The sequence below is a fragment of the Paenibacillus sp. oral taxon 786 str. D14 genome (assembly GCF_000159955.1).
Taxonomy (GTDB): domain Bacteria; phylum Bacillota; class Bacilli; order Paenibacillales; family Paenibacillaceae; genus Fontibacillus; species Fontibacillus phoenicis.
Genome location: NZ_GG695970.1, coordinates 535,145 through 555,407, shown reverse-complemented (window position 1 = coordinate 555,407; position 20,263 = coordinate 535,145). Strand labels below are relative to the sequence as shown.

The 20,263-nt window shown below is 53.4% G+C and carries 17 protein-coding genes and 1 pseudogene; 3 read left to right on the top strand and 15 right to left on the bottom strand.

Going from position 1 to position 20,263, the window contains the following annotated elements; all coding sequences use genetic code 11:
* Window positions 1-12 precede the first annotated feature (12 nt).
* The 8 genes from POTG_RS02600 to POTG_RS02565 form a co-directional block, all read right to left on the bottom strand.
* On the bottom strand, window positions 13-1,815 hold the full coding sequence (locus tag POTG_RS02600) for a cache domain-containing sensor histidine kinase (RefSeq protein ID WP_036643810.1): 1,803 nt from the start codon (window positions 1,813-1,815) through the stop codon (window positions 13-15).
* Between the two features lie 96 nt (window positions 1,816-1,911).
* The gene (locus POTG_RS02595) at window positions 1,912-2,754 is read right to left on the bottom strand and encodes a carbohydrate ABC transporter permease (RefSeq protein WP_009223237.1); all 843 of its coding nucleotides are present in this window, start codon (window positions 2,752-2,754) and stop codon (window positions 1,912-1,914) included.
* Window positions 2,751-3,713: a carbohydrate ABC transporter permease gene (locus tag POTG_RS02590; RefSeq protein ID WP_009223236.1), complete on the bottom strand. Its 963-nt coding sequence runs from the start codon at window positions 3,711-3,713 to the stop codon at window positions 2,751-2,753. The genes POTG_RS02595 and POTG_RS02590 overlap by 4 nt, the downstream gene beginning before the upstream one ends.
* A gap of 113 nt (window positions 3,714-3,826) precedes the next feature.
* Entirely contained in the window at window positions 3,827-5,902 is a 2,076-nt protein-coding gene (locus tag POTG_RS02585; protein ID WP_009223235.1) for an alpha-glucuronidase family glycosyl hydrolase, read from the bottom strand.
* Between the two features lie 14 nt (window positions 5,903-5,916).
* The gene (locus POTG_RS02580) at window positions 5,917-6,693 is read right to left on the bottom strand and encodes a Nif3-like dinuclear metal center hexameric protein (RefSeq protein WP_009223234.1); all 777 of its coding nucleotides are present in this window, start codon (window positions 6,691-6,693) and stop codon (window positions 5,917-5,919) included.
* Between the two features lie 75 nt (window positions 6,694-6,768).
* Window positions 6,769-8,085 (bottom strand): ABC transporter substrate-binding protein, encoded by a 1,317-nt coding sequence (locus tag POTG_RS02575; RefSeq protein WP_009223233.1) that lies wholly within the window; start codon window positions 8,083-8,085, stop codon window positions 6,769-6,771.
* A gap of 144 nt (window positions 8,086-8,229) precedes the next feature.
* Window positions 8,230-9,171 (bottom strand): glutaminase A, encoded by a 942-nt coding sequence (gene glsA / locus POTG_RS02570; protein WP_009223232.1) that lies wholly within the window; start codon window positions 9,169-9,171, stop codon window positions 8,230-8,232.
* 36 nt (window positions 9,172-9,207) lie between these two features.
* Window positions 9,208-9,498: an alpha/beta-type small acid-soluble spore protein gene (locus POTG_RS02565; protein ID WP_009223231.1), complete on the bottom strand. Its 291-nt coding sequence runs from the start codon at window positions 9,496-9,498 to the stop codon at window positions 9,208-9,210.
* Between the two features lie 146 nt (window positions 9,499-9,644).
* Here POTG_RS02565 and POTG_RS02560 point away from each other — a divergent pair, with 146 nt between their 5' ends.
* Window positions 9,645-10,517, top strand: coding sequence for a YitT family protein (locus POTG_RS02560; protein ID WP_009223230.1), 873 nt, complete (start codon window positions 9,645-9,647; stop codon window positions 10,515-10,517).
* Between the two features lie 3 nt (window positions 10,518-10,520).
* On the opposite strand, the gene POTG_RS02555 is transcribed toward POTG_RS02560, so the two are convergent.
* Complete coding sequence (locus POTG_RS02555) at window positions 10,521-11,567, bottom strand: ABC transporter substrate-binding protein (protein WP_009223229.1); 1,047 nt, start codon at window positions 11,565-11,567, stop codon at window positions 10,521-10,523.
* Window positions 11,568-11,765: 198 nt separating this feature from the next.
* On the opposite strand from POTG_RS02555, the gene POTG_RS02550 reads away from it, so the two are divergent.
* Together POTG_RS02550 and POTG_RS02545 are read left to right on the top strand one after the other, a co-directional pair.
* A complete protein-coding gene (locus tag POTG_RS02550) occupies window positions 11,766-12,746 on the top strand; it encodes a FecCD family ABC transporter permease (RefSeq protein WP_009223228.1) in 981 nt (326 codons plus the stop codon).
* Entirely contained in the window at window positions 12,746-13,795 is a 1,050-nt protein-coding gene (locus POTG_RS02545) for a FecCD family ABC transporter permease (protein WP_009223227.1), read from the top strand. Before POTG_RS02550 ends, POTG_RS02545 begins: the two co-directional genes overlap by 1 nt.
* A gap of 402 nt (window positions 13,796-14,197) precedes the next feature.
* On the opposite strand, the gene POTG_RS02540 is transcribed toward POTG_RS02545, so the two are convergent.
* The 6 genes and pseudogenes from POTG_RS02540 to POTG_RS02515 form a co-directional block, all read right to left on the bottom strand.
* Window positions 14,198-14,983, bottom strand: a complete 786-nt coding sequence (locus tag POTG_RS02540) for an ABC transporter permease (protein ID WP_009223226.1) — start codon at window positions 14,981-14,983, stop codon at window positions 14,198-14,200.
* Between the two features lie 7 nt (window positions 14,984-14,990).
* A complete protein-coding gene (locus POTG_RS02535) occupies window positions 14,991-15,794 on the bottom strand; it encodes an ABC transporter permease (protein ID WP_036643807.1) in 804 nt (267 codons plus the stop codon).
* Window positions 15,787-16,846 (bottom strand): annotated as a pseudogene (locus POTG_RS02530) (ABC transporter ATP-binding protein). The gene POTG_RS02535 and the pseudogene POTG_RS02530 overlap by 8 nt, the downstream one beginning before the upstream one ends.
* Window positions 16,847-17,293: 447 nt before the next feature.
* The gene (locus tag POTG_RS02525; RefSeq protein WP_009223223.1) at window positions 17,294-18,115 is read right to left on the bottom strand and encodes an alpha/beta hydrolase; all 822 of its coding nucleotides are present in this window, start codon (window positions 18,113-18,115) and stop codon (window positions 17,294-17,296) included.
* A gap of 19 nt (window positions 18,116-18,134) precedes the next feature.
* Window positions 18,135-19,169 (bottom strand): FecCD family ABC transporter permease, encoded by a 1,035-nt coding sequence (locus tag POTG_RS02520; protein ID WP_009223222.1) that lies wholly within the window; start codon window positions 19,167-19,169, stop codon window positions 18,135-18,137.
* Window positions 19,162-20,169 (bottom strand): FecCD family ABC transporter permease, encoded by a 1,008-nt coding sequence (locus POTG_RS02515; RefSeq protein WP_009223221.1) that lies wholly within the window; start codon window positions 20,167-20,169, stop codon window positions 19,162-19,164. Before POTG_RS02515 ends, POTG_RS02520 begins: the two co-directional genes overlap by 8 nt.
* Between the last annotated feature and the right edge of the window lie 94 nt (window positions 20,170-20,263).

Sequence of the window (20,263 nt, the reverse complement as noted above, 5' to 3'; positions counted from 1 at the left end):
CGGACATGCGGCTCACGCGGCCGGTCCGGGTTCAAGCGGTTCAATGAACTGGGGCACCGGGGGCTCCAGCAGCTTCGGCAACGTAATCACGACACGGGTGCCTCCTTCTTCCCGTTGAGATAACTCCACGCCGTAAGCGCCTTCAAAGTAACCCGCGATCCGCTCCTTCACATTGCGGATGCCGTAGCCCCCCGTTCTCCGCTTGCGCTCGCGGGGCACGGCCTGCTGCAGTCCAGCGCCGTCGTCATCGATCGTAATCACGAGTCGGTCAGACTGCTCCTCCAGCGTGATCCACAACTTCCCTTGTGTACGACCGTTAAAACCGTGGACGATGGCATTCTCCACGAACGGCTGCAACGTCAGCTTCGGAATAAACAACTCCTGAACAGAGAACGGGGCATCGATCGTATATTCCAGTTCACCGCCGCCGCCGGCTTGCCAGCGAAGCTGTTGAATTTCCAGGTAACAGTGGATATGCTCCAGTTCCTCGCCAATGGTAATAAAGCTGTTGCCGTTGGATAAGCCAATCCGAAACATCCGGCCCATCAGCTCGAGAATCCGGCTAAGCTCGTCCTGCCCGGCCTCAATCGCCATCCAGTTCAACTGATCCAGCATATTATACAGAAAATGCGGATTGATATTGGCCTGCAACGCTTCGATTTCCGCTTTGCGCTGCTGCTCGTATCGCCGCCGCAGCGAGCGGTACAGCTCTTCAATCTGCTCCATCTGCTTGCGATAGCCGTCGAACAGATAACCAAACTCGTTCTCGTAATCGTTGGGCAAATCAACGGGATGCCCGCCGCTGCCTGTTTCGTCTCTATCGCCTACGAAATACTGCCGCATTGCGGTCACAAGCTGTTTGATTGGTTTTGTAAATTGGCGGCTTAAGTAAAGGGTCAACAGCAGGACAAACAAAATGGCGATGACCCCAATCACGCCGATAACCAAAGCCAGACGAAAGCCGCCGCTCGTAATTTCACTCCAAGGCGTGACTTCCACGAGCATCCAATGGGAATCCCGCATCTTGGAATACACCAGCAGCGAATCCCCCAGCTCTTTATTTCCCCGGATATGAACGTACCCGGATTGGTCGGTTTTCACATTGATCCATTGTGATAACTCGGCATGCTCAGGCACCAGCCCGGTTTTCAACGTCAGCTGCCCCAACGTGTCGATCATCATCCGGTTGGCCGGCGCAGAATGTCCGGCTAATAGTTGTTCAATCTCTTTCGCTTTGACATGGACGACGAGTACACCAAGGTATTTGTCTTCCTCGACGATTTTGCGCGCGAAGCTGAGCACCCGCACATTCCCTTGGAAGCTGGGTATTTCATGCTCACTAACCCAAGCGAAATCGTTCTTGTCGAGCGCCTCCGCCCAATCTTGCTTGGCCAGATCGCTCAAACCACGAAACTGGATATAGCTGTTGGCATCCCCGCGCAGCGGACGCTCCATATATAAGTCGATTCCTTGGATGATCGGAATCGAATAAGTCAGATTCGCTAAGGCGCGCTCCACGCTCACGGACCGGCGGTGCCGGTCGTATTCATCCTGCCGGTCGCGCAGGAACGTAATCAACTCGTTATCGCGGGACGTCGACAGCGAAATTTGCTCGATCATCACCAGCCGGGTGGTAATTTCATTATTCAGCTCGTCCAGCAGCAGCTGCTGATAATGGGAGCTGGTTTTGGCCAGCTCGTTGGATGAAATGCGATAGCTGGCCCAGGCGATACAGGCCAAGACGGCCACCATAAAGATGGAAAAACTGCGAAAAAACAAGCTGTCGATCCGAAATTTTTTAAACGGATTCGTCATACGCAAGGCTGCACTCCCTTCAGGTGTAAGGAAAAAACGGTAAAGCTGCGAAGATCGTTCACGCTTTACCGTAATATAATTGGCCATTCGCCACCCTTATCCCTTTATTCCGGTTGTGGCAATCCCTTCGACGAAGTATTTTTGCAAGAACATAAAGATCAAGGTAGCCGGAATGATGGAGACGAGTGACATTGCCAGCAGTTGTCCCCATTCCTGGGCCGACTGGGAATCGTTAATCATTCGCAGCGCCAGGCTGACCGTATACTTGTCTACCGAATTAAGATACAGCAGATGTCCGAGGAAATCGTCCCAGTTCCACAAGAAGCAGAAGATGGTGACGGTCACGATCGCCGGAACCATCAGCGGCATGACGATCCGGAAGTAGATGCCGAACCACGAACAGCCGTCGATTTTCGCCGATTCATCCAACTCCTTAGGAATGCCGCGCACGAACTGGATCAGCAGGAAGACGAAGAACGTCCCGCCCGCACCGCCCGCAAGCATATGTGGCACGATAAACGGCAAATACGTGTTCACCCAACCAAGCTGGTGGAACAAAGCGTATTGCGGAATGATCAGCACCTGCCCCGGCATCATTAAGGTAAGCATAAACAAGGAGAACCAGAGGTTTTTCAAAGGAAAATTCAATCTCCCGAACCCAAACGCAACGAGCGTGCTGGATACCAGCGTCGCTGCAATCACCGCCGCCTCCAAGGCGAAGGTGTTCAGGTAGAAGTCGGTGAAGGTGTGACCCGGCACCGAATTCCAGCCCTTAACGAAGTTGCTCCATTGAGGAACCGAAGGGAAAATATTCGGCGAAGCCAGCTCGCCGTTCGTCTTCAGCGACGCGCCGATCCACCACAGCACCGGATAGACCATGACCAAACTAAACAGAATCATAAAGAGGTGCCGGACCAGCGGCTTCCATTTAAAGGTCATCTGCCATTTCTCCCTTCAGGTTCCGTTTCGTAGAACACCCAATATTTCGAAGTTCCTGCAATGATCAACGTGGCAATCACAATCATCACCAGCATGATCCAGGCCAGTGCCGACGAATAACCAAGCTGGTACCGGCTAAACGCCCGCTCGTACAAATAAAGCGCATACACATACGTTGAATTCATCGGGCCGCCGTTCGTGATCACAAACGCTGACGTAAACATTTGGAACGCGTTGATGACGCCCATCACCAGGTTGAAGTACAATACCGGCGACAGCATCGGCAGCGTGATGTTGAAGAACTGGCGAAACTTTCCGGCGCCGTCCACAGCGGAAGCCTCATACAGATCACCCGGGATTTGCTTCAGCCCTGCCAGGAAGATGACCATCGACGAACCGAACTGCCAGACCGTGAGCAGCACGAGCGTACTTAACGCCGTATCGGGACTGGTGATCCAGCCTTTCCCCTCGAATCCAAACGCTCCGATAATTTTGTTAAAGATCCCGTCCACGCCAAAAATATTACGCCAGAGCAGCGATACAGCGATACTGCCACCGATCAGCGACGGGAAGTAAATCGCCGTGCGGTACAGCCCAATCCCCCGCACCGCCCGGTTCAACACCAAAGCGACAAGCAGCGCCGCGATCAGCTTCAGAGGAACCGAAGCCAAAACGTACAGGAACGTGACCTTGACCGAAGTCACGAATTTGGAGTCCGCCGTAAAGATCAGCTCGTAGTTTTTGGTCCCCACCCAGTTGATCGGTTCCAACAGCGTGTAGTCCGTAAACGAGTAGTACAGCGATAAAATCAGCGGATATGCGGTCAGCCCGAGAAACCCGAGCAGCCACGGTGAAATAAATAAATAGCCGGCCACCGGAGCATTCCATCGTTTGAGGAAGATCCGGCGCTTGTTGATGGCTGGCGCGTCTTTTAAGCCCAAGGCCGCGGAACTTTTCATGCTTGCTTCACCTCTGCAGTTTCTGAGTGCTTATAGCTCAAGTATAGGGCGGGCCCACGGCCGGTTGTAGAAGAGGAATCCTCGAAATCTTTTAAAATATCACGAAAAAAATCTTAATAAATCCGCCGCCCCTGCTGATCGGCAATTCCGCTTTTGCGATAGAAATACGTGTTGATTTGATCCCGCCATTCCTTGGCATGCTCCGCTTGCTCCGCCAATCGCTTGGCGACCTGCTGATGCAGCGGCTCTTCGATCAAGCCGGACAGACCAGCCCATAGCTCCACCAGCTTCTCGGCTCGTTCCACCCCTTCAAAATGGGTATCGTAAATATGCTGAATCACCGTCTTGCCGGATTGGAGCACGTGGGTGTACGGCACATGGTGGAAGAAGAGCAACAGCTCGTCGGGACAAGTCTCCAGCGTTTCGTATAAGCTTTGATTTGGCTCTACGTATTGCGAGGTATACCCCGTCCCCGTGGCTTTCGTCCGGTCAACACCGATCCCGTGGCAATCGGCAAAATGATACGTCCCCCACATCGAGTATTCATAGCCGTCGACGTTCGGGCCATAATGATGGTTCGGATTCACCATAAAGCCGATGCCCAGCGGAGCCGTGTAGCTTTCGTAAATGCTCCAGGAATCCATCAAAATACGAAGAATCACCTGGATGACCCGTTCGTCGCTCCCAAATACGAGCCGAATCCACTCCTCCGCAATCGCTTCGGAACTGAGGTCCGGATTCCAGGCCAGCCGCCCATAGCCATAAAGGTTCGCCTGTGCCAGCAGATGGCCGGTCCAGTTGGCGTCGTCCCCGATATTGGAAACCGCGGCGAACCCGCTGTAACGGGAACCATGCAGCGTACCGTCTACGATCCGTTTGACGGTTGAGCCCTCGCCCTTCAAATGGGTGTCGAAGTCCAGCACTTCTTTCCACTGGGGAACGAGGTAGCAGACATGGCGCTGCTGCCCGGTATATTCTTGCGTGATTTGGAACTCGATCATCTGGTTTGTCGCTGGCATCGCGCCCAGCAGCGGCGATACGGGCTCGCGCACTTGGAAGTCAATCGGACCGTTTTTGACCTGCAAAATCACGTTCTCTTTAAACCGTCCATCGAGCGGGACGAAATGATCGTAGGCGGCCCGTGCTCGATCCGTCTTGCGATCCCGCCAGTCCTGCTTGCAGTTGTAGACGAAGCAACGCCAAATCACAAGCCCGCCGTAAGGTTCCAGTGCCTCGGCCAGCATATTGGCGCCGTCAGCATGATCCCTGCCATACGTAAACGGCCCCGGCCGGTTCTCCGAGTCCGCCTTCACCAGGAACCCGCCAAAGTCCGGGATCGCCTGATAAATCTCGTCCGCGCGCTCCCGCCACCATGCCGCGACCTCCGGGTCAAGCGGATCGGCGGTGGATAAGCCGCCAATTTCCAGCGGAGCCGCGTAATTGATGCTAAGGAACAGCTTGATGCCGTAATTGCGGAAGATCTCGGCCACCTTCGATACATCCGGCAAAAATGCCTTCGTAATCAGTCCGGTCTCGATCCGGTGCACATTGACGTTGTTGATGGAAATCGCATTGATGCCCGTCGAGGCCAACAGCCGCGCATAATCGGTAATGCGCTCCAGGTTCTTCGTAAACTGGTTATCTTCATAAAAAATCGAAGAACCGGCATAGCCGCGCTCAATACTTCCGTCCATGTTGTCCCAGTGATTCAGCATCCGCAGCCCATTCACCGGACGTTCCGAAATATTCAGCCCTTGCAGCGACTGTCCGCTCCCCAGGCGGCGCAGCAAGTCAAACACGCCGTACAATAAACCGGAGGTACTTTCCGCGCCAATGGCGATCCGACCGGAGCCCGGTTCATGCCGCAGGGCATACCCTTCCCGACCCAGCTTCAAAGCGGCCTTCCCTTCCGAGAACACCGCATCCAGGATTGGACTATGCCCCAACAACCCCAGCACAAAACAAGGGGTATCCCCCGCACTCTCGATGATGGAAATCTCGCGCCCCAGCATTTGGGATAAGCCTCTCGACAGCTCCTGAGCCGCAGTATGCGCTGCCGCTTCATCGGTGCCTTCGACGACGATGCCGCCAAATCGATTTAACTCTGCCTGTCTCTCCCCCGGCTCAATACTCCGGTATCGAAGCCAGGCATCATACCCAACTTCCGTCATTGTGGTTGATTTGTTCATGGAATCTCCCCCTGTCATCTCCATTGAAATAACGTTTCATTTTCGATCACATGCACCGGAAGGGTCGGGAAAGCCACGCGGAGCTTGCCGGCTAACCGCCTCATTCCAGGTGCTTCGCTGGGACCGTGGCCAAGGAAAATCATCGCCTTCTCCCGGCCTTGATAAACGGCGTCCCGTACATACTCGGGCGCTTCCCATTCCGGGCCTTCGCCGGCGATGATCAAGTCGACCTCTCCCAGCAGCGGGATTGCCAGCTCGCCGCCGCCCCGGTAGCCAACCAGCACTCCGACCTTCCGACATCCCATATCCGGATTGCCCGTGAATCGGATAAACGGAAGATTCAGCTTCCGTTTCAACAAGCTGACCAAATCCTTAAGGGTCGCTGCTGGCAGATCTAACACTGCGGAAGCCGGGCGATATTCCCGTACTGCATCCTGCCAACCGAGCTCCTCGATCAACCCGGCCGTAATGCCGTCCGGCGTTTCTCGGTGAATGCCGTCATGATACCGATAAATCGCAAGGTCCAGCTCCTTCAGTCGCTGCAGCTTATGCCGGGCAACGGGATCCTCTTCCAGCAACTTGTTCCCGTCCGGTCGATGGCTGTAAAATACCCCTTCATGCGAAATCAACAGGTTCGCTCCCAGCGAAGCCGCCTGCTCGATGGCTGCTTGCGTTGCCATAAACGTGACGGCGATTCCGCGCACTTGTGTCTCCGGCTTGCCGCAGACTAAACCGTCCACGGTAGGCTGGGCCGCTGTTAGCCGGTCCAGAACATCTTGGATGCGCAGCATCTATACCTCCCCCTTCCCTGGTAAAAATCAACCCGGAACGAGAATCCTGTTCCGGGCTGAAGTCGAATGTAAGTCTTATTCGTAAGCCATAGCTGCTTCTTTCAACTGCTTGTAGGCTTCTTCTGGAGTGATCTTGCCAAAGCTCAGCTGATCATGTACCAGAGGAAAGTCCTTATCGATATAGTTCGTCCAGCCCCCTGCACCGGCCGTCCAAGTTTGGCCGTCTTTCTCAGTAGCGCGGAGCAGCTCCATGCCTACCTTATCCACATCGCTCATGCTGGATTCCAGCGCTGCCGCGTTATCCTTGTTGACCGGCAAGCCCCGCGAGGTTTTCAGGATTTTCGAAGCTTCCGGATCATTGACGAACCAGTTGATAAACTCTACTGCCTCTGCCTTATGCTCGGAGTTGTCGGACACGGCCAGGTACATCGACGGCTTCAGCCAACCGCCGGCTCCCTCGGCTCGCGGCATCGTAACGAGCGCGTAAGCGCCTGGCTTGATGCTGTCCCATGCACCGTAGTTGTTGGAGAAGCTGTAACGGAACAAAATTTTTCCGGCAACCATCAGGTCCATTTGCGGATCGAACTCTTTGTCAGAGGAGTTGACGTCCGCCGGCGGTACTAACCCTTCGTTGCGCAGCTCTTCAAAATGCTTGGTCCATTCCAGGAAGGAAGCTTCATCGATGTTAAACTTCCCATCCTCCGTAATGACCGTTCCTTTGCCTTTACTATACTGATAAGCCGAGTACATGAAGTAGTTGGCTGCATAATCTTTTGTAAAATACTGACCGCTTGGCAGCTTGCCTTTCAGCTCCTTCGCCAGTGCGAAGAAATCATCCCAAGTCCAGCCGTTTTCCGGATTTTTGACGCCCAGCTTGTCCAGCGCGGCTTTATCATAAATCATACCGAATGCCACCGAACCAAGAGGAACAGCGTATTGCGTTCCATCCAGTTGTCCGCCGGCTAACAGCTTCGGATCGATCTTCGATACGTCAACCCCATCCAGAGGAGCCAATTGCTTGCGGCTCGCCCAGTCCGGTGTCCAGCCTGGATCGAGTTGGATGATGTCCGGCGCATTTTTCGCCGCTGCCTGGGTTGACAGCTTGTCCAAGTAACCGTCCATCCCGGAGTATTCCGGTTCAAAGGTGACGTTCGGATGGTTTTTCGTGTACAAATCAAGGGCTGCCAAGGTGGCTTCATGCCGTTCCTGCGCCCCCCACCACATAATCCGCAGTTTCACCGGCTCACTGCCCGTGCTAGTTGCGGCATTGCCTTCCCCAGCCGCTCCTGCCGGTTTAGCTGCATTACCGTTCGTACCGCCGCCGCAGGCAGCCAGCGCCCCAACCATGGTAACCGCTACCAGCGTCGTCAGTAAACGCTTCCATTTAAACATTGATAACCCTCCCATTTAAATCGTAAATATCTGTTTACATCCTTTATAGTAACGACTCCAAACGGAAGTGGGTATGAGAGCAATGCACAATTTGTTTTAAAATTGCCCGAAAATGTTTATTCACCAAAGTCTGCCCTTTCCATATTAAAATAGGCTCCAATCCAACGTTTGCGACAGCCGTTCAATTAATTGCACGCCCGCAATGCTATTGCCTTTGGAATTGAGTGCGGGCCCGACCACACCAATCCCGTAACGTCCGGGCACAAGCGTCAAGATCCCGCCGGATACGCCGCTCTTCGCCGGAAGCCCAGCTTCGATGGCAAATTCCCCGGACCCGTTGTACATCCCGCAGGTGACCATAAACGTCTTGGCGATTTGCACATACCTTCTAGGTATCAGCGTCTTGCCCGTCAAGGGGTCCTTCCCGTCGAAGGCCAGGACCAGCGCCATCCGCGCTAAATCCGCGCAGCAGACCTTAATCGCGCAATGGCGGAAGTAGATGTCCAGCACCTCATCAACGCCGCAGCCCAACACTCCTTTATCCAGCAAAAAATAAGCGATTGATCGGTTCAAATGCGCCGTCTTCGATTCTGAAATGTATACTTGCATATCGTATTCCAGGTTGGGATTGCCGGCCAACTCGCGAAAGAAAGCCAAGATCCGCGCCGATTTCGCCTCCGCATTCTCCCCTTTAATCATGGAGGATACCACGATAGCGCCGGCATTAATTAACGGGTTAAACGGAATCGCCGGCTGCACCAACTCCAGCTTCATGATGGAGTTAAAGTGATCGCCGGTCGGTTCCATGCCTACCTTGGAAAATACCGCGGATTCCCCATGGTCCATGAGCGCCAGAATCAACGTGAACACCTTCGAAATGCTCTGCATCGTAAAACTGTCCTGGGCTTCGCCTGCGGAGATGGATCGCCCCTTGGCATCCAGGATATGAATCCCGAGCATATCCGGCTTCGCCTTTGACAGCTCAGGGATATACTCCGCAACCTTGCCTGCAGCGCTGGTTTCTCGGCACTCTTCCACCCACTTATCCAGGTGGAGCTTCAGTTGTTCCCATTCATTCACAGCCATGGTGAACCCTCCTGCATTTTTCTCTGGTAACCTATCTTACTGCTGATTGTTTAAGCGTTGTTTAGCCAAGCGGATCATTTCCTTGACCATCGCCCCGCCGATCACACCGCCAACCTTGCCGGCCTTCGCGGTCGTCAAATCACCGTTATCGCCTTCGCGGAGTGGAACTCCTAACGATTGGGCAACTTCATATTTCACGTCATCCGGCCGCTCTTGAGGTATATTGTATCCCTCATTCATCATGACTTCTGCCTTAAACCGGCTCAGGCGAAGCGCCGGGTCCGTCTCTTGACGGCCATTCCCGCCACTTCCCTTTGGTTGTACCATGGATATCCCCCGCTTTCAAGTGAGAATTATCCAATAAGATTCCCAGTAAGCGGTGAGATAAGTCATAGTCGGTTGATGTGATAAAAAAGATAATTTAAGCCGATAATCATATTTTATAAACGATATTTTTAAGGAAGGCATCAGTTATGAATTTGGACCAGTATCGTCCGATGATTGAAAAACCGCTTCGAGCATGCCTAAAGCCTACGCAGGAGATCGGCGTCATTCTGCTGTCCGCCGTACTTGTAGCAGTAGGGCTCAATTTGTTCCTGATTCCGCATAAACTATTGTCCGGGGGCGTCACAGGCCTTGCTTCCATCATCGTGTATTTGACGGGATGGAATATCTCGCTTGTCTACTTTTTGATTAATGTACCCTTGATAATATGGGGCTGGAAAGCGGTGGGACGCCGTTATATCGTGCTTAGCTGTATCTCTGTTGTCAGCACCACCTGGTTTATCTCCATCATCCCCGAGGTGAAAGTCACCCGAGATCCGATTCTAGCCGCGGTATTCGGCGGAATCATCTCTGCAGCGGGCATCGGATTTTCGCTGCGGGCTGGCGGCTCGACCGGCGGGTTTGATATTCTTGGATCCATCGTCACACGAAAAAAGGACGTCCCCATGGGGAACATCCTCTTTCTGCTTAACGGGCTCGTTATTCTAGCGCTTGGCTTTTTTCAAAGCTGGGATCTAGCCCTGTATTCAATGTTATCGACCTTCGTCAAAGGGAAAGTCGTCGATATGATCCATGTTGGTCATATCAAGGTCACCTGCTTCATCATTACGAAGCGTAAAGACGAGATGCTCTGCCAACTGCGCAAGCTGCATCACGGCATTACCTGCCTCAGTTCTGAAGGCGGGTATCACGAAGAGAAAAACTATACCTTAATGACCGTGACAACCCGATACGAACTAGCTGCCGTCCGGAAAGCTGTGGTTAGTACAGACCCTCACGCATTCATGAATGTGGTTCAATCCACGGAGATTGTCGGACGGTTCTCAAGGCCGGTTCAATAATCTTTACTTTTCAAGTTCATAAAATTTGTACAAGTCGTCCAGCAACAAATTGGCCGCTTTGATCCCGCCGGCGGTATTCCAGATCGCGTCGTCAACTTTGTAGGCTTTGCCGTTCTTGACGGCGCTTAGGTTCTTCCATAACGGATCGTTTGTCCAATCTTGCTCGGTTTGGCTCGCATTTCCGTCGCCGGTTTCGTAAGTGAAGTAGAAAATTCGGTCGGCCTCTACCTCAGGCAGCCGTTCTTTGGTGATTTCATCCACAAACGTATCTTTGGCGTTCAGAGTCATGGCGTTTCTGGCAATACCCAGCTGTTCAAAAATAATCCCCGAGAACGTGTTCGTATGGTAAACGCGGGTTTTCCCATCCATAAAGCGAACGACGGATACGGTTTCGTTCAATTTATCTCCGGCTTTAGCCTTAAAGTCTTGAATCCGTGCATCGAATTCAGCCAGCAGCTCATTGCCTTTATCGGTGAGTCCCAACGCTTCCGCATACAATTTGAAATTGCTCATCCAATTGCCGCGCAAATCCTCGGACATCACAGTAGGTGCAATCGCCTGCAGTTGTTCATATACCTTCTCCTGGCGCATCTTGTTCCCGATAATGAGGTCAGGCTTCAAGCCAGCGATCAGCTCAAGGTTCGGCTGGCTTTCCTCACCAACCACCGTTACACCCTCCATCTCGTCCTGAATATGCGGGTACCACGGATCCCCCAGCCAGGAGCGCACAGCGCCAACCGGCTTGATTCCCAGCGCCAACAGCGCTTCCGTACCTTCGTTAGTCAAAACCACAACTTTTTGCGGGGTGCCTGTGATTTCCGTTTCCCCCATCGCATGTTTAACGACCCGTTTGTCATCCGTCGTGTTATTCGTGCTGTTGCCTCCCGCTTGGTTCTCGGCTGCCGCACTGTTCTTGGTATCGGTATTGCCGGACGATCCTTGCGTATTACTATTCCCGCATCCCGCAACGACAAGTGCCAGCGCCATCACTGCGAAAGCCCATAAGGCAATGCGCCTGCGGTTCGTTTTTTTAGTATGAGTATTGTTCATTGTTCGTTCTCCCCTTTAGAAAATATGGCGTTCTAATTAAGTGATAATGATTATCATCTTCATGAATATAAGACATCCCTCTTTGGTTTGTCAATACAATTAAGAATGATTATCAACCTCATTGACAGACTCTTCCCTATCTTCTAAGATTTAATGGTCATTATTATTTTTGATCTAGAAAGTGGGTAATCTAGTCCGATGAAAGGTTTAGGCTTGTTGATTTGCGCATTGGTATTAGCCGCTGCCGTCATATGCAGTATCAGCTTCGGCGTGACGGACATCCCATTTTCTACCGTCTGGGAATCATTTGTCCATCCGAACGGAAGCAATGAGCACTTGCTCGTTCAGACGGCTCGCGTACCTCGCGCTTTCATCGCTGCTGCCGTTGGTGCCTGCCTCGCCGTTGCGGGCGCATTGATGCAGGTCATTACCCGCAACCCCATCGCTTCGCCCAGCACGCTGGGCGTGAATTCCGGAGCGGCTTTCTTTATTATCCTGGCTTCGGGTTGGCTTGGCTTATCGGGAATACAAGCCTTAACCTGGGTCGCACTAATCGGAGCTGCCCTTAGCGGAGCGGTGGTGTTTCTTCTCGGAAGCCTGGGACGGGACGGAATGACGCCCATCAAGATTACGTTGGCAGGAGCTTCGATGGCAGCGTTTTTTTACTCGTTGACTCAAGGGCTTATGCTCTCCGACGGCAAAATGTTCGATCAGGTGCTCGTCTGGCTGGTAGGATCCGTGACTGGGCGCGGGACGGAGCAGCTTCTAAACGTACTTCCTTATATGGGGATTGGCATGGTTCTTGCCCTCTTGCTCGCTGGACAACTTAACGTGTTAGCTATGGGAGAAACCGTCGCGCAAGGGCTTGGCCAACGCACGGGCTTAATTAAAGCATTAGCTGCAGCAGCCGTCATCTTGCTTGCCGGGGGCTCTGTTGCCGTGGCTGGCCCCATCGCATTTGTTGGCATTATCATCCCGCATATCATCCGCCATTTTGTAGGGGCGGATCATCGTTGGATTTTGCCCTATTGCGCCTTGACGGGTGCCATCCTGCTCGTATCAGCTGACATCGGCTCCAGATACATCGCCATGCCAAAGGAAATTCCGGTTGGCGTCATGACCGCAATCTTGGGCGTTCCGTTCTTCGTATACATCGCTAGAAGAGGGGTGAAGAACTGATGGCCAAATCCAACAAAGCTGCATCGCTCCCTGTTCCTTCGTCTCTCCTGGCCAAAAAAAGGAGAATCCTGTGGATCTGCCTGCTCCTTGCTCTCCTATGTATCGGAATGATGATCATCAGCGTAGGGGTCAGCAGCCAATATCTCCCGCCGATGACCGTCTTGAAGGCCATATTTGGCATGGCTGAACCGGGAGAACAAGTGATTGTCGTGAATCTCCGTCTGCCGAGAATTTTTATTGCCGTGCTGGTTGGCGCTTCCCTGGCCGTAGCCGGTGCAATCCTGCAAGGCGTGATCCGCAATCCGCTTGCTTCCCCCGATGTTGCGGGAATAACTGAGGGAGCTTCGCTTGGCGCGATTTTGTTTATCTATGTGTTTCAGGGCACGATCTCGATCCATTGGATGCCGCTTGCATCAATTCTTGGCGCTTTCTTCATTACTGCGCTCTTATATGTATTGGCTTGGAAAAAAGGGGCCTCCCCGTTGCGAATCATCCTCATCGGGATCGGGGTATCTGCCGCGATCAAGTCGTTGTCGTTTATGCTGATCATCTCCGGACCGATGCAGCTGGCGAATCAGTCGCTCACGTTTATGACCGGCAGCATTTATGGCGTCTCCTGGGATAACGATGTGCTGACGCTGCTGCCTTGGACGGCCGTGCTGCTCGTTCTAACTTGGCTGCAAGCCCGCCAAGTCAACATTCAAGCGTTGGGCGACGACATCGCCACCAGCGTAGGCTCCCGCGTCCAGCTGCAGCGCCTGTTGCTGATCGTGCTCAGCGTTTCGCTGGCAGGATCTGCAGTGGCGATTGGCGGGGCCATCTCCTTTATCGGGTTGATGGCGCCGCATATGGCCCGCAGGCTGACCGGGCCGTCCTTCTCCGGCGTGCTCCCGGTCAGCGCGCTGCTCGGCGCATTGATCCTGCTCGTAGCGGATCTGATCGCGCGTACGGCTTTTTTGCCGCGGGACGTGCCAGCCGGCGTGTTGACCGCCGCTATTGGTGCACCGTTCTTTATGGTGTTGCTGTATAAGAACCGGAACCGGTTCTAAATACGAGCAGGTTGCGTGTACTAGCAACCCGCATGTACTGCAACTTACGTAGACTAGCAACTCACGTATACTAGCAAATCGCGTGTAGTCACAGCCAGGGTGTACTAGTAACTCGTATGTACTTGCAGCCCCGGTGAACAAGTAACCCGCGTATACTATCAGCCCTTGTGCGCTTCCGGCCCTCTTTCTTAGCGGCCAACTGCAAAAGTGCATTTAAAAACGCGCTAAACCCACGGTTTGGCGCGAGTGAGATGCAAAAGTGCATTTGAAAAAGGAGATTTACCGCAAATCCGCTTCAAATACCGAAATTGAACTGCACTTTTGCATTTGAATCGGATAAAGAGAATGAACAAAAGCCGGTGCACCCCTCTCAGGGACGCCGGCTTTATTCATATCTAAGGTTTACGATCCAGCCCCACGGTACCGCTTGACACCGCAGTTCCAAGCGGTCAGGCCGATCGCCAGAAAGACGAGGCCTACCAGCGGGGTTAACCAAGCCATCCGCCACATCTCCTCGCGTTCCAGGAACAACGAAGCCGGATAGACGCCAACGAAGGCAAACGGCAATATCCAGGTCAGCAGCACTTGAATTGCGCGGTTGTAAATCGTCACCGGGTAGCGCCCGTACCCCTGCACGTTGTACATCAACGGCAAGATACCAGTCGGCGCATCCGAATAAAACGACAGGGACGTCAACGTCGTGTAGATCCCCGTATAAATTGCAACTGCGCTAATCGTAAACAGCAGCAACACTGGGATCGTCCACCACTCGAAGCTGAGCCCCAACTGCCCGCCGCTGATCAGCATGATGATGCACCCGATGATCGAGCCGACGAGCGCTGGCGGATCAACGTTTTCCAGGAAGATCTGGAACAGATTATACGCCGGACGCGTCATGATCCGGTCCATCTCCCCCTTCACGATATACCGCTCACTGAAGTTCCACAGGTTAACGAAGCAGCTAAACACGCCAAACGGCACCATAAAGAAGCCGTAAACGAACACCACTTCACTCTCGCTCCAGCCGCCCAGGCTGTTGGTGTGCATAAAGATCACAAAGATAAAGATCAGGTTCGTCGCCTGAAACAACAGGTCAGAAATGACCTCCACCCAAAAGTCGGCGCGGTAGGTCATGCGGGTTTTCATGTAATTTTTCAAGTATTCGCCCATGAGGCCTAAGTAGTACATGCTTCCCTTAACCTCCTTGCACGAACAGGCGTTTCCGCGAAGCACGGTACAGCCCAATCATCGGAATGAGCAAAGTGAAAAACCAGACCACCTGAATGCCAAGCACGTTCCAAATCGAAGCGCCTTGAATCCGACCGGTAAAGACCGAACCCGGTAAATAGGTGATCGCCTGAAATGGCAGAAACGACATGATGCCGACGAGCCAGGACGGGAACAGACTGATCGGAATGATCAGGCCCGAGAACAAATCAACAACCACCCGTTTCATGCGCATAAACCCTTCGTTATTTTCCACGAAAAAAGACATCAGTCCCGTAATCACGTTCAGCTGCGAATTGATCAGGAAGCTGAAGAACAGCATCACCAGGAACCCTGCCCAAGCGCTCAACTCGGTTGGCAGCTTGACCGGGAACAGCAGCATCGCAATCGCCATGCCGGGGATCATCAACATGATGAAGCGGAACATTCCTTCGCCGAAGCCCTGCATCATTTTGACGATAAGGTAGTTATAAGGGCGGATAAATTGAATCGCAATGCTTCCATCTCGAATATCCGTGGAGATTTCACGATCCAGGTTGTTAAAATAAAACGCCCGGGCCATCCAGGAAACGGCCAGGTAGGTCGTCATCTGCGAGGCGGTAAAGCCGCCAAGCTCGCCCCCGTCGCCGTAAATCGCCTTCCACGTAAAATAATAAACCCCAATATTCAGCGAATAGATCAGAATGCCTGAATAGTAGTTCACCCGATACGCCAGCATCGTCAAAAATCGGATGCGGATAAAATCGAGGTACGCCCCCCACTGGTTAGACATGGATAACCGCACCTTCTTTGCTCTCCGCCTCCGCTTCAGAGTCCGCCGGTTTATCCGCCGAGCCGGATTGATAAATGCTGCGGACGATTTCGTCGGTGTTGGTTTCGATGATTTTGATGTCGGTGATGTCCGCTTGGCCAACCACTTGACCCAATACCTCAGAGACACCGATATCCCGTGGAATCCAAACCTTGGCGTTCAGGTCGTTCTCCGCCGTCCAGATGACAGGAAGCGTCCCCGTCCAGCTCCGCAGCTGGTCCAGCTTGGTGGCCGTTCCAAACTGGAACAGTACCTCCTTGCCCGTACCCCAGCGGTCCTTCAGCTCTTCTAAGCCGCCGTCGTAAATGATCCGGCCGTCGTCGAGCATAATGACGCGGGAGCAGAGCGCCTCGATGTCCTGCAGGTCATGTGTCGTCAGCAGGATCGTTGTCCCGTGGTCGCGGTTCATATCCTTAAGGAAATCGCGAATCTCCGATTTGACGACGATGTCAAGACCAATCGTCGGCTCGTCCAGGAAGACGATGGACGGGTTGTGCAGCAACGCTGCGACCAGCTCACAGCGCATCCGTTGGCCTAGGCTGAGCTTACGTACCGGGCGGTTCAGCAGATCCTGCAGCTGAAGGCGTTCCACCAGCTCGTCTAGCCGTTTCTTGTAATCGGCCTGCGGCACCCGATAAACCTTGCGCAGCAGCTCAAACGACTCGATGACACCGATATCCCACCAAAGCTGGCTGCGCTGCCCAAAGACGACGCCGATATGCTGCACGAACTTCTCGCGCTCGGCGTATGGCACAAAGCCGCCAACCTTCAAATAACCCGATGTCGGCACCAAAATACCCGTGAGCATTTTGATGGTGGTCGATTTTCCGGCCCCGTTTTCCCCGATATATCCGCAGATCTCTCCCTCTGGAATCTGAAACGAAATATCTTTCACGGCGGCCACTTCGTTGTATTCCCGCTTAAATAAATCAAGAAAGGCCCCTTTGAGGCCTTCGCGGTTTTTCTTGCACCTTATATGTCTTGCGCAAATCGCGCACTTCAATGGCAGCCATGGTATCCCTCGCTTTGTTGATTCAATTTTGAGTCCGCTAAAGATTATATAGTAACTTCCAACAAAGCACCACCCCTAAGGTGCGTGCGTGTGAAATCCAGAAAGGCGACCGACCGCACCTATGCCTGAAGCGGCTTCTCACATGATCCCTTTGGGTCAGAGAGCAACAGAAACACCAAACGCAAATTACTGATGTTTTTGCTCCCTTAACGAAAGGGATAATCCTGCAAAAAAGCGGGAAAAGGCCCTAGTTATCTGGGCGCCACACGTTGATCTATAGATCAACGCGGTAACCGACGCACATAGCGATCACCATGGTGAGAATGATCGGAATCAATACCATCGCAATATAGGATAAAATCAAACGCTTCTAAACGAATTCTAAAAAAAATAAAAAAGCCGGCTCAACGTCTATGGAAAGACATCAAGCCGGCCAAGAAGCCAGGATTTATATCGGTTTCAGGATGTTTCGTATGACCCGAGTGATAAAGGGGAAGATCACCGACAGATGCGTTTCTTCCTCGTAAAGGTAGAATTCCGAGTTCATGTCGGATCTGCTGTTCCTCAGGAGTTCGGATAAAGCCTTCGCATCTTGGATCATATGCGGCTTTTCCAAACTACCCACCCCTAAGAATATCGTTAAAGGTGATTTCTCTTCGGGTTTGGTAAGCTCTCGATCGGTTAACCAACGTTTCGCGACCGGGAGTAAATAATGATTTTTCCACCAAATCGATGGACTGCCCGCTGCATAAACCTGAAAAGCGTCAGGCTTCATAAACAGGGTGTATAACGCAAACCACCCTCCCAACGAATGGCCAAACAAGGTTTGGCGTTGCTGATTAATCGGCACCTCTCGTTCGATCGCGGGTTTCAACTCTTCTTCAATAAACTTCAGAAAATGCACTGCCCCGCCGGTCTCCGGCCAAGGCGCATCAATCTTCCGCTCGGGGAGCTCATCAGCTGCCGCCTGGATCGTATAGTCATAGAAGCGGCGTTCCGTTGCAAACGGTTGTTCCCCCTCATAGCCAATGCCAACCACGACGGTGGTCTCCAGCCGATGCGGCCCCCGCGAATGCATTCGCACCGCTTCCGTCATCGCCCCGAAGCACGCGTTGGCGTCCAGCATGTAAATCACCGGAAAGCCGCCTTCTGGCACCTCCGTATCCGGCTTCCACATCATGATCCGATAGTCGCGGCCGAAGCGGCTTGTCATCGTCCATTGTTCGGCACCGGGAATGCCAAACGGCTGCTTTTTGCCCACCTGATTCATCCGGTTGCTCCTCCTCCAGTTAGGCTTTTGCTCTTTTTGCCCGATACAGCAGCATTACGAAATAAGGAACCCCGATCACCGAAATCACAATCCCTACAGGTAATTCCGCCGGGGCAAATACGATGCGTCCCAGAAAATCACCCAGCAGCACCATCACCATGCCGATCCCGCCGCATACCGGAACAAGATAACGGTAGTGAAGACCAACCAAACGCCGGGCGATATGCGGAGCAATCAGGCCAACAAAGCCGATGCTGCCGGACACGGATACGCAGGCGCTGATAATCCCGACACAGCAGATCAACAGCCATTGCCTTTGCGTATTCACGCGAACGCCAAGTCCAACAACGCTGGTTTCATGAAGCTGCATGATGTCGAGCACGGCCGCCTTGCGCCAGATGACCGGAATGAGCACGAGCAGCCAAGGCAAAATCCCCAATACCTGTTCCCAATTGGCTCCATAAATGCTTCCCGACAACCAAACGGTGGCCATCTCAAAATCCTGCGGGTTCATTTTCAGCGAAATGTACATCGTTAACGCACCAAAGCCCGAGCCAAGCGCAATCCCCACCAGAATCAAACGCCCGGGATCAAGCGAACCGTGATGCCTAGCAAACATATATAACAGCCACACCGCGGCAAATCCGCCCAGCCAACCAAACATCGGCATCGATAAAAAGGACCAGATGCCCGTTCCCTTCACCGTCCCCTGGGTCAGGAACATAAACAGAACCACGGCAGAACCCGCAGCGGCATGAATGCCCAAAATTCCCGGATCGGCAAGTCCGTTACGTGTTATCCCCTGCAGAACCGCTCCGGCTACGCCTAACCCGCAGCCGACCAAGGCAGCGATCACGATGCGCGGCAGCCGGAAATCGAAGACAACCAGGTCATGATCCCACTGCGGATCGATGCGGAGCAGCGTCTTGACGATATCACGGACGGAGAGGTCAAAGGTGCCGTTCGTGAGGCTGATGTAAATGCAGGCTAGCGCCAGGATCAAGCAGCCGAGGAGCACCAGCCAAAACCGCGAAGCTTCGCTTCTTCTATTCACTTCGGCCCCCTCCTCTCGTCTTGATCAAGTACAGGAAGTAGGGCACGCCAAACAACGCGGTGACTACGCCGATCGGTACCTCGAACGGAGGGTTCAGGAATCGGCTGATCAGATCGCACCAGCCCAGAAACAACGCGCCAAGCAGCGCCGATAAAGGAACGATCCGCCGATAATCCGGCCCGACAAGAAACCGCGTAATATGCGGCAAAATTAACCCGACAAACGCAATCTTTCCAGCGATCGCCACGGAAATGCCGGTCATGATGACAACACTGAGCATCGTCAACGACTTGATCAGCTTCACGTTCATTCCCAGCTCGGCTGCGATTTCCTCCCCAAGCGACAGCGCCGTCATCGGCCGGGCCATAAATAACGCCAGGATGAGTCCGGCGGCCGCGAACGGAATCGCGAGCTGGATCATGTCCGGCGAAATGCCGTGCAGCCGGGCGTTGTACCAGAAGCTGATATTTTGTGACACTTGATAGTAGCTTGCCAAAGCTTGGGATAAACCGCCGAGAAATGTCCCCATCACCGTGCCAAGCACTGCCATCATCACGGGGGAGGAGCCGCCCGGCAGCAGCCGGGAGATCCCAAAGACCAGTACCCCGCCCAGAGCAGAGCCCGCCAGCGAATAGCCCACCATCGCCATATTGCTGGCGCCCGGCAAGAACGCCATACATAACGTAATGGCAAACACCGAGCCGTCGGATATCCCCATGATGGACGGCGATGCCAGCGGGTTGCGGGTCATCCCCTGCATCAGTGCACCGGAAGCGGCCAGCAGCCCTCCGATCAGCAACGCCCCAATTGCCCTTGGAATCCGCGAAGTACGGATGATCTGATGGTCGACGTTCCCTTCATCGAAGTGGACAAGCGCCTCCCAGGCGGTCTCATAGCGGATCGGCTTCGTGCCGTGCAGTACGGAGATGATCACAGTCACTACCATCAGCGCAAGCGCCAATCCGCTAAAGGTCCAAGTCTTCCATTTGAAGCTGCGCATGGTCTATTCGGAAAGACGTTCCAGCGCTGCTTTCAGGAACTCGATGCGGCTCCACGCCGGTCCGCCTTCCGACAACGGATCGATGACGTTTACG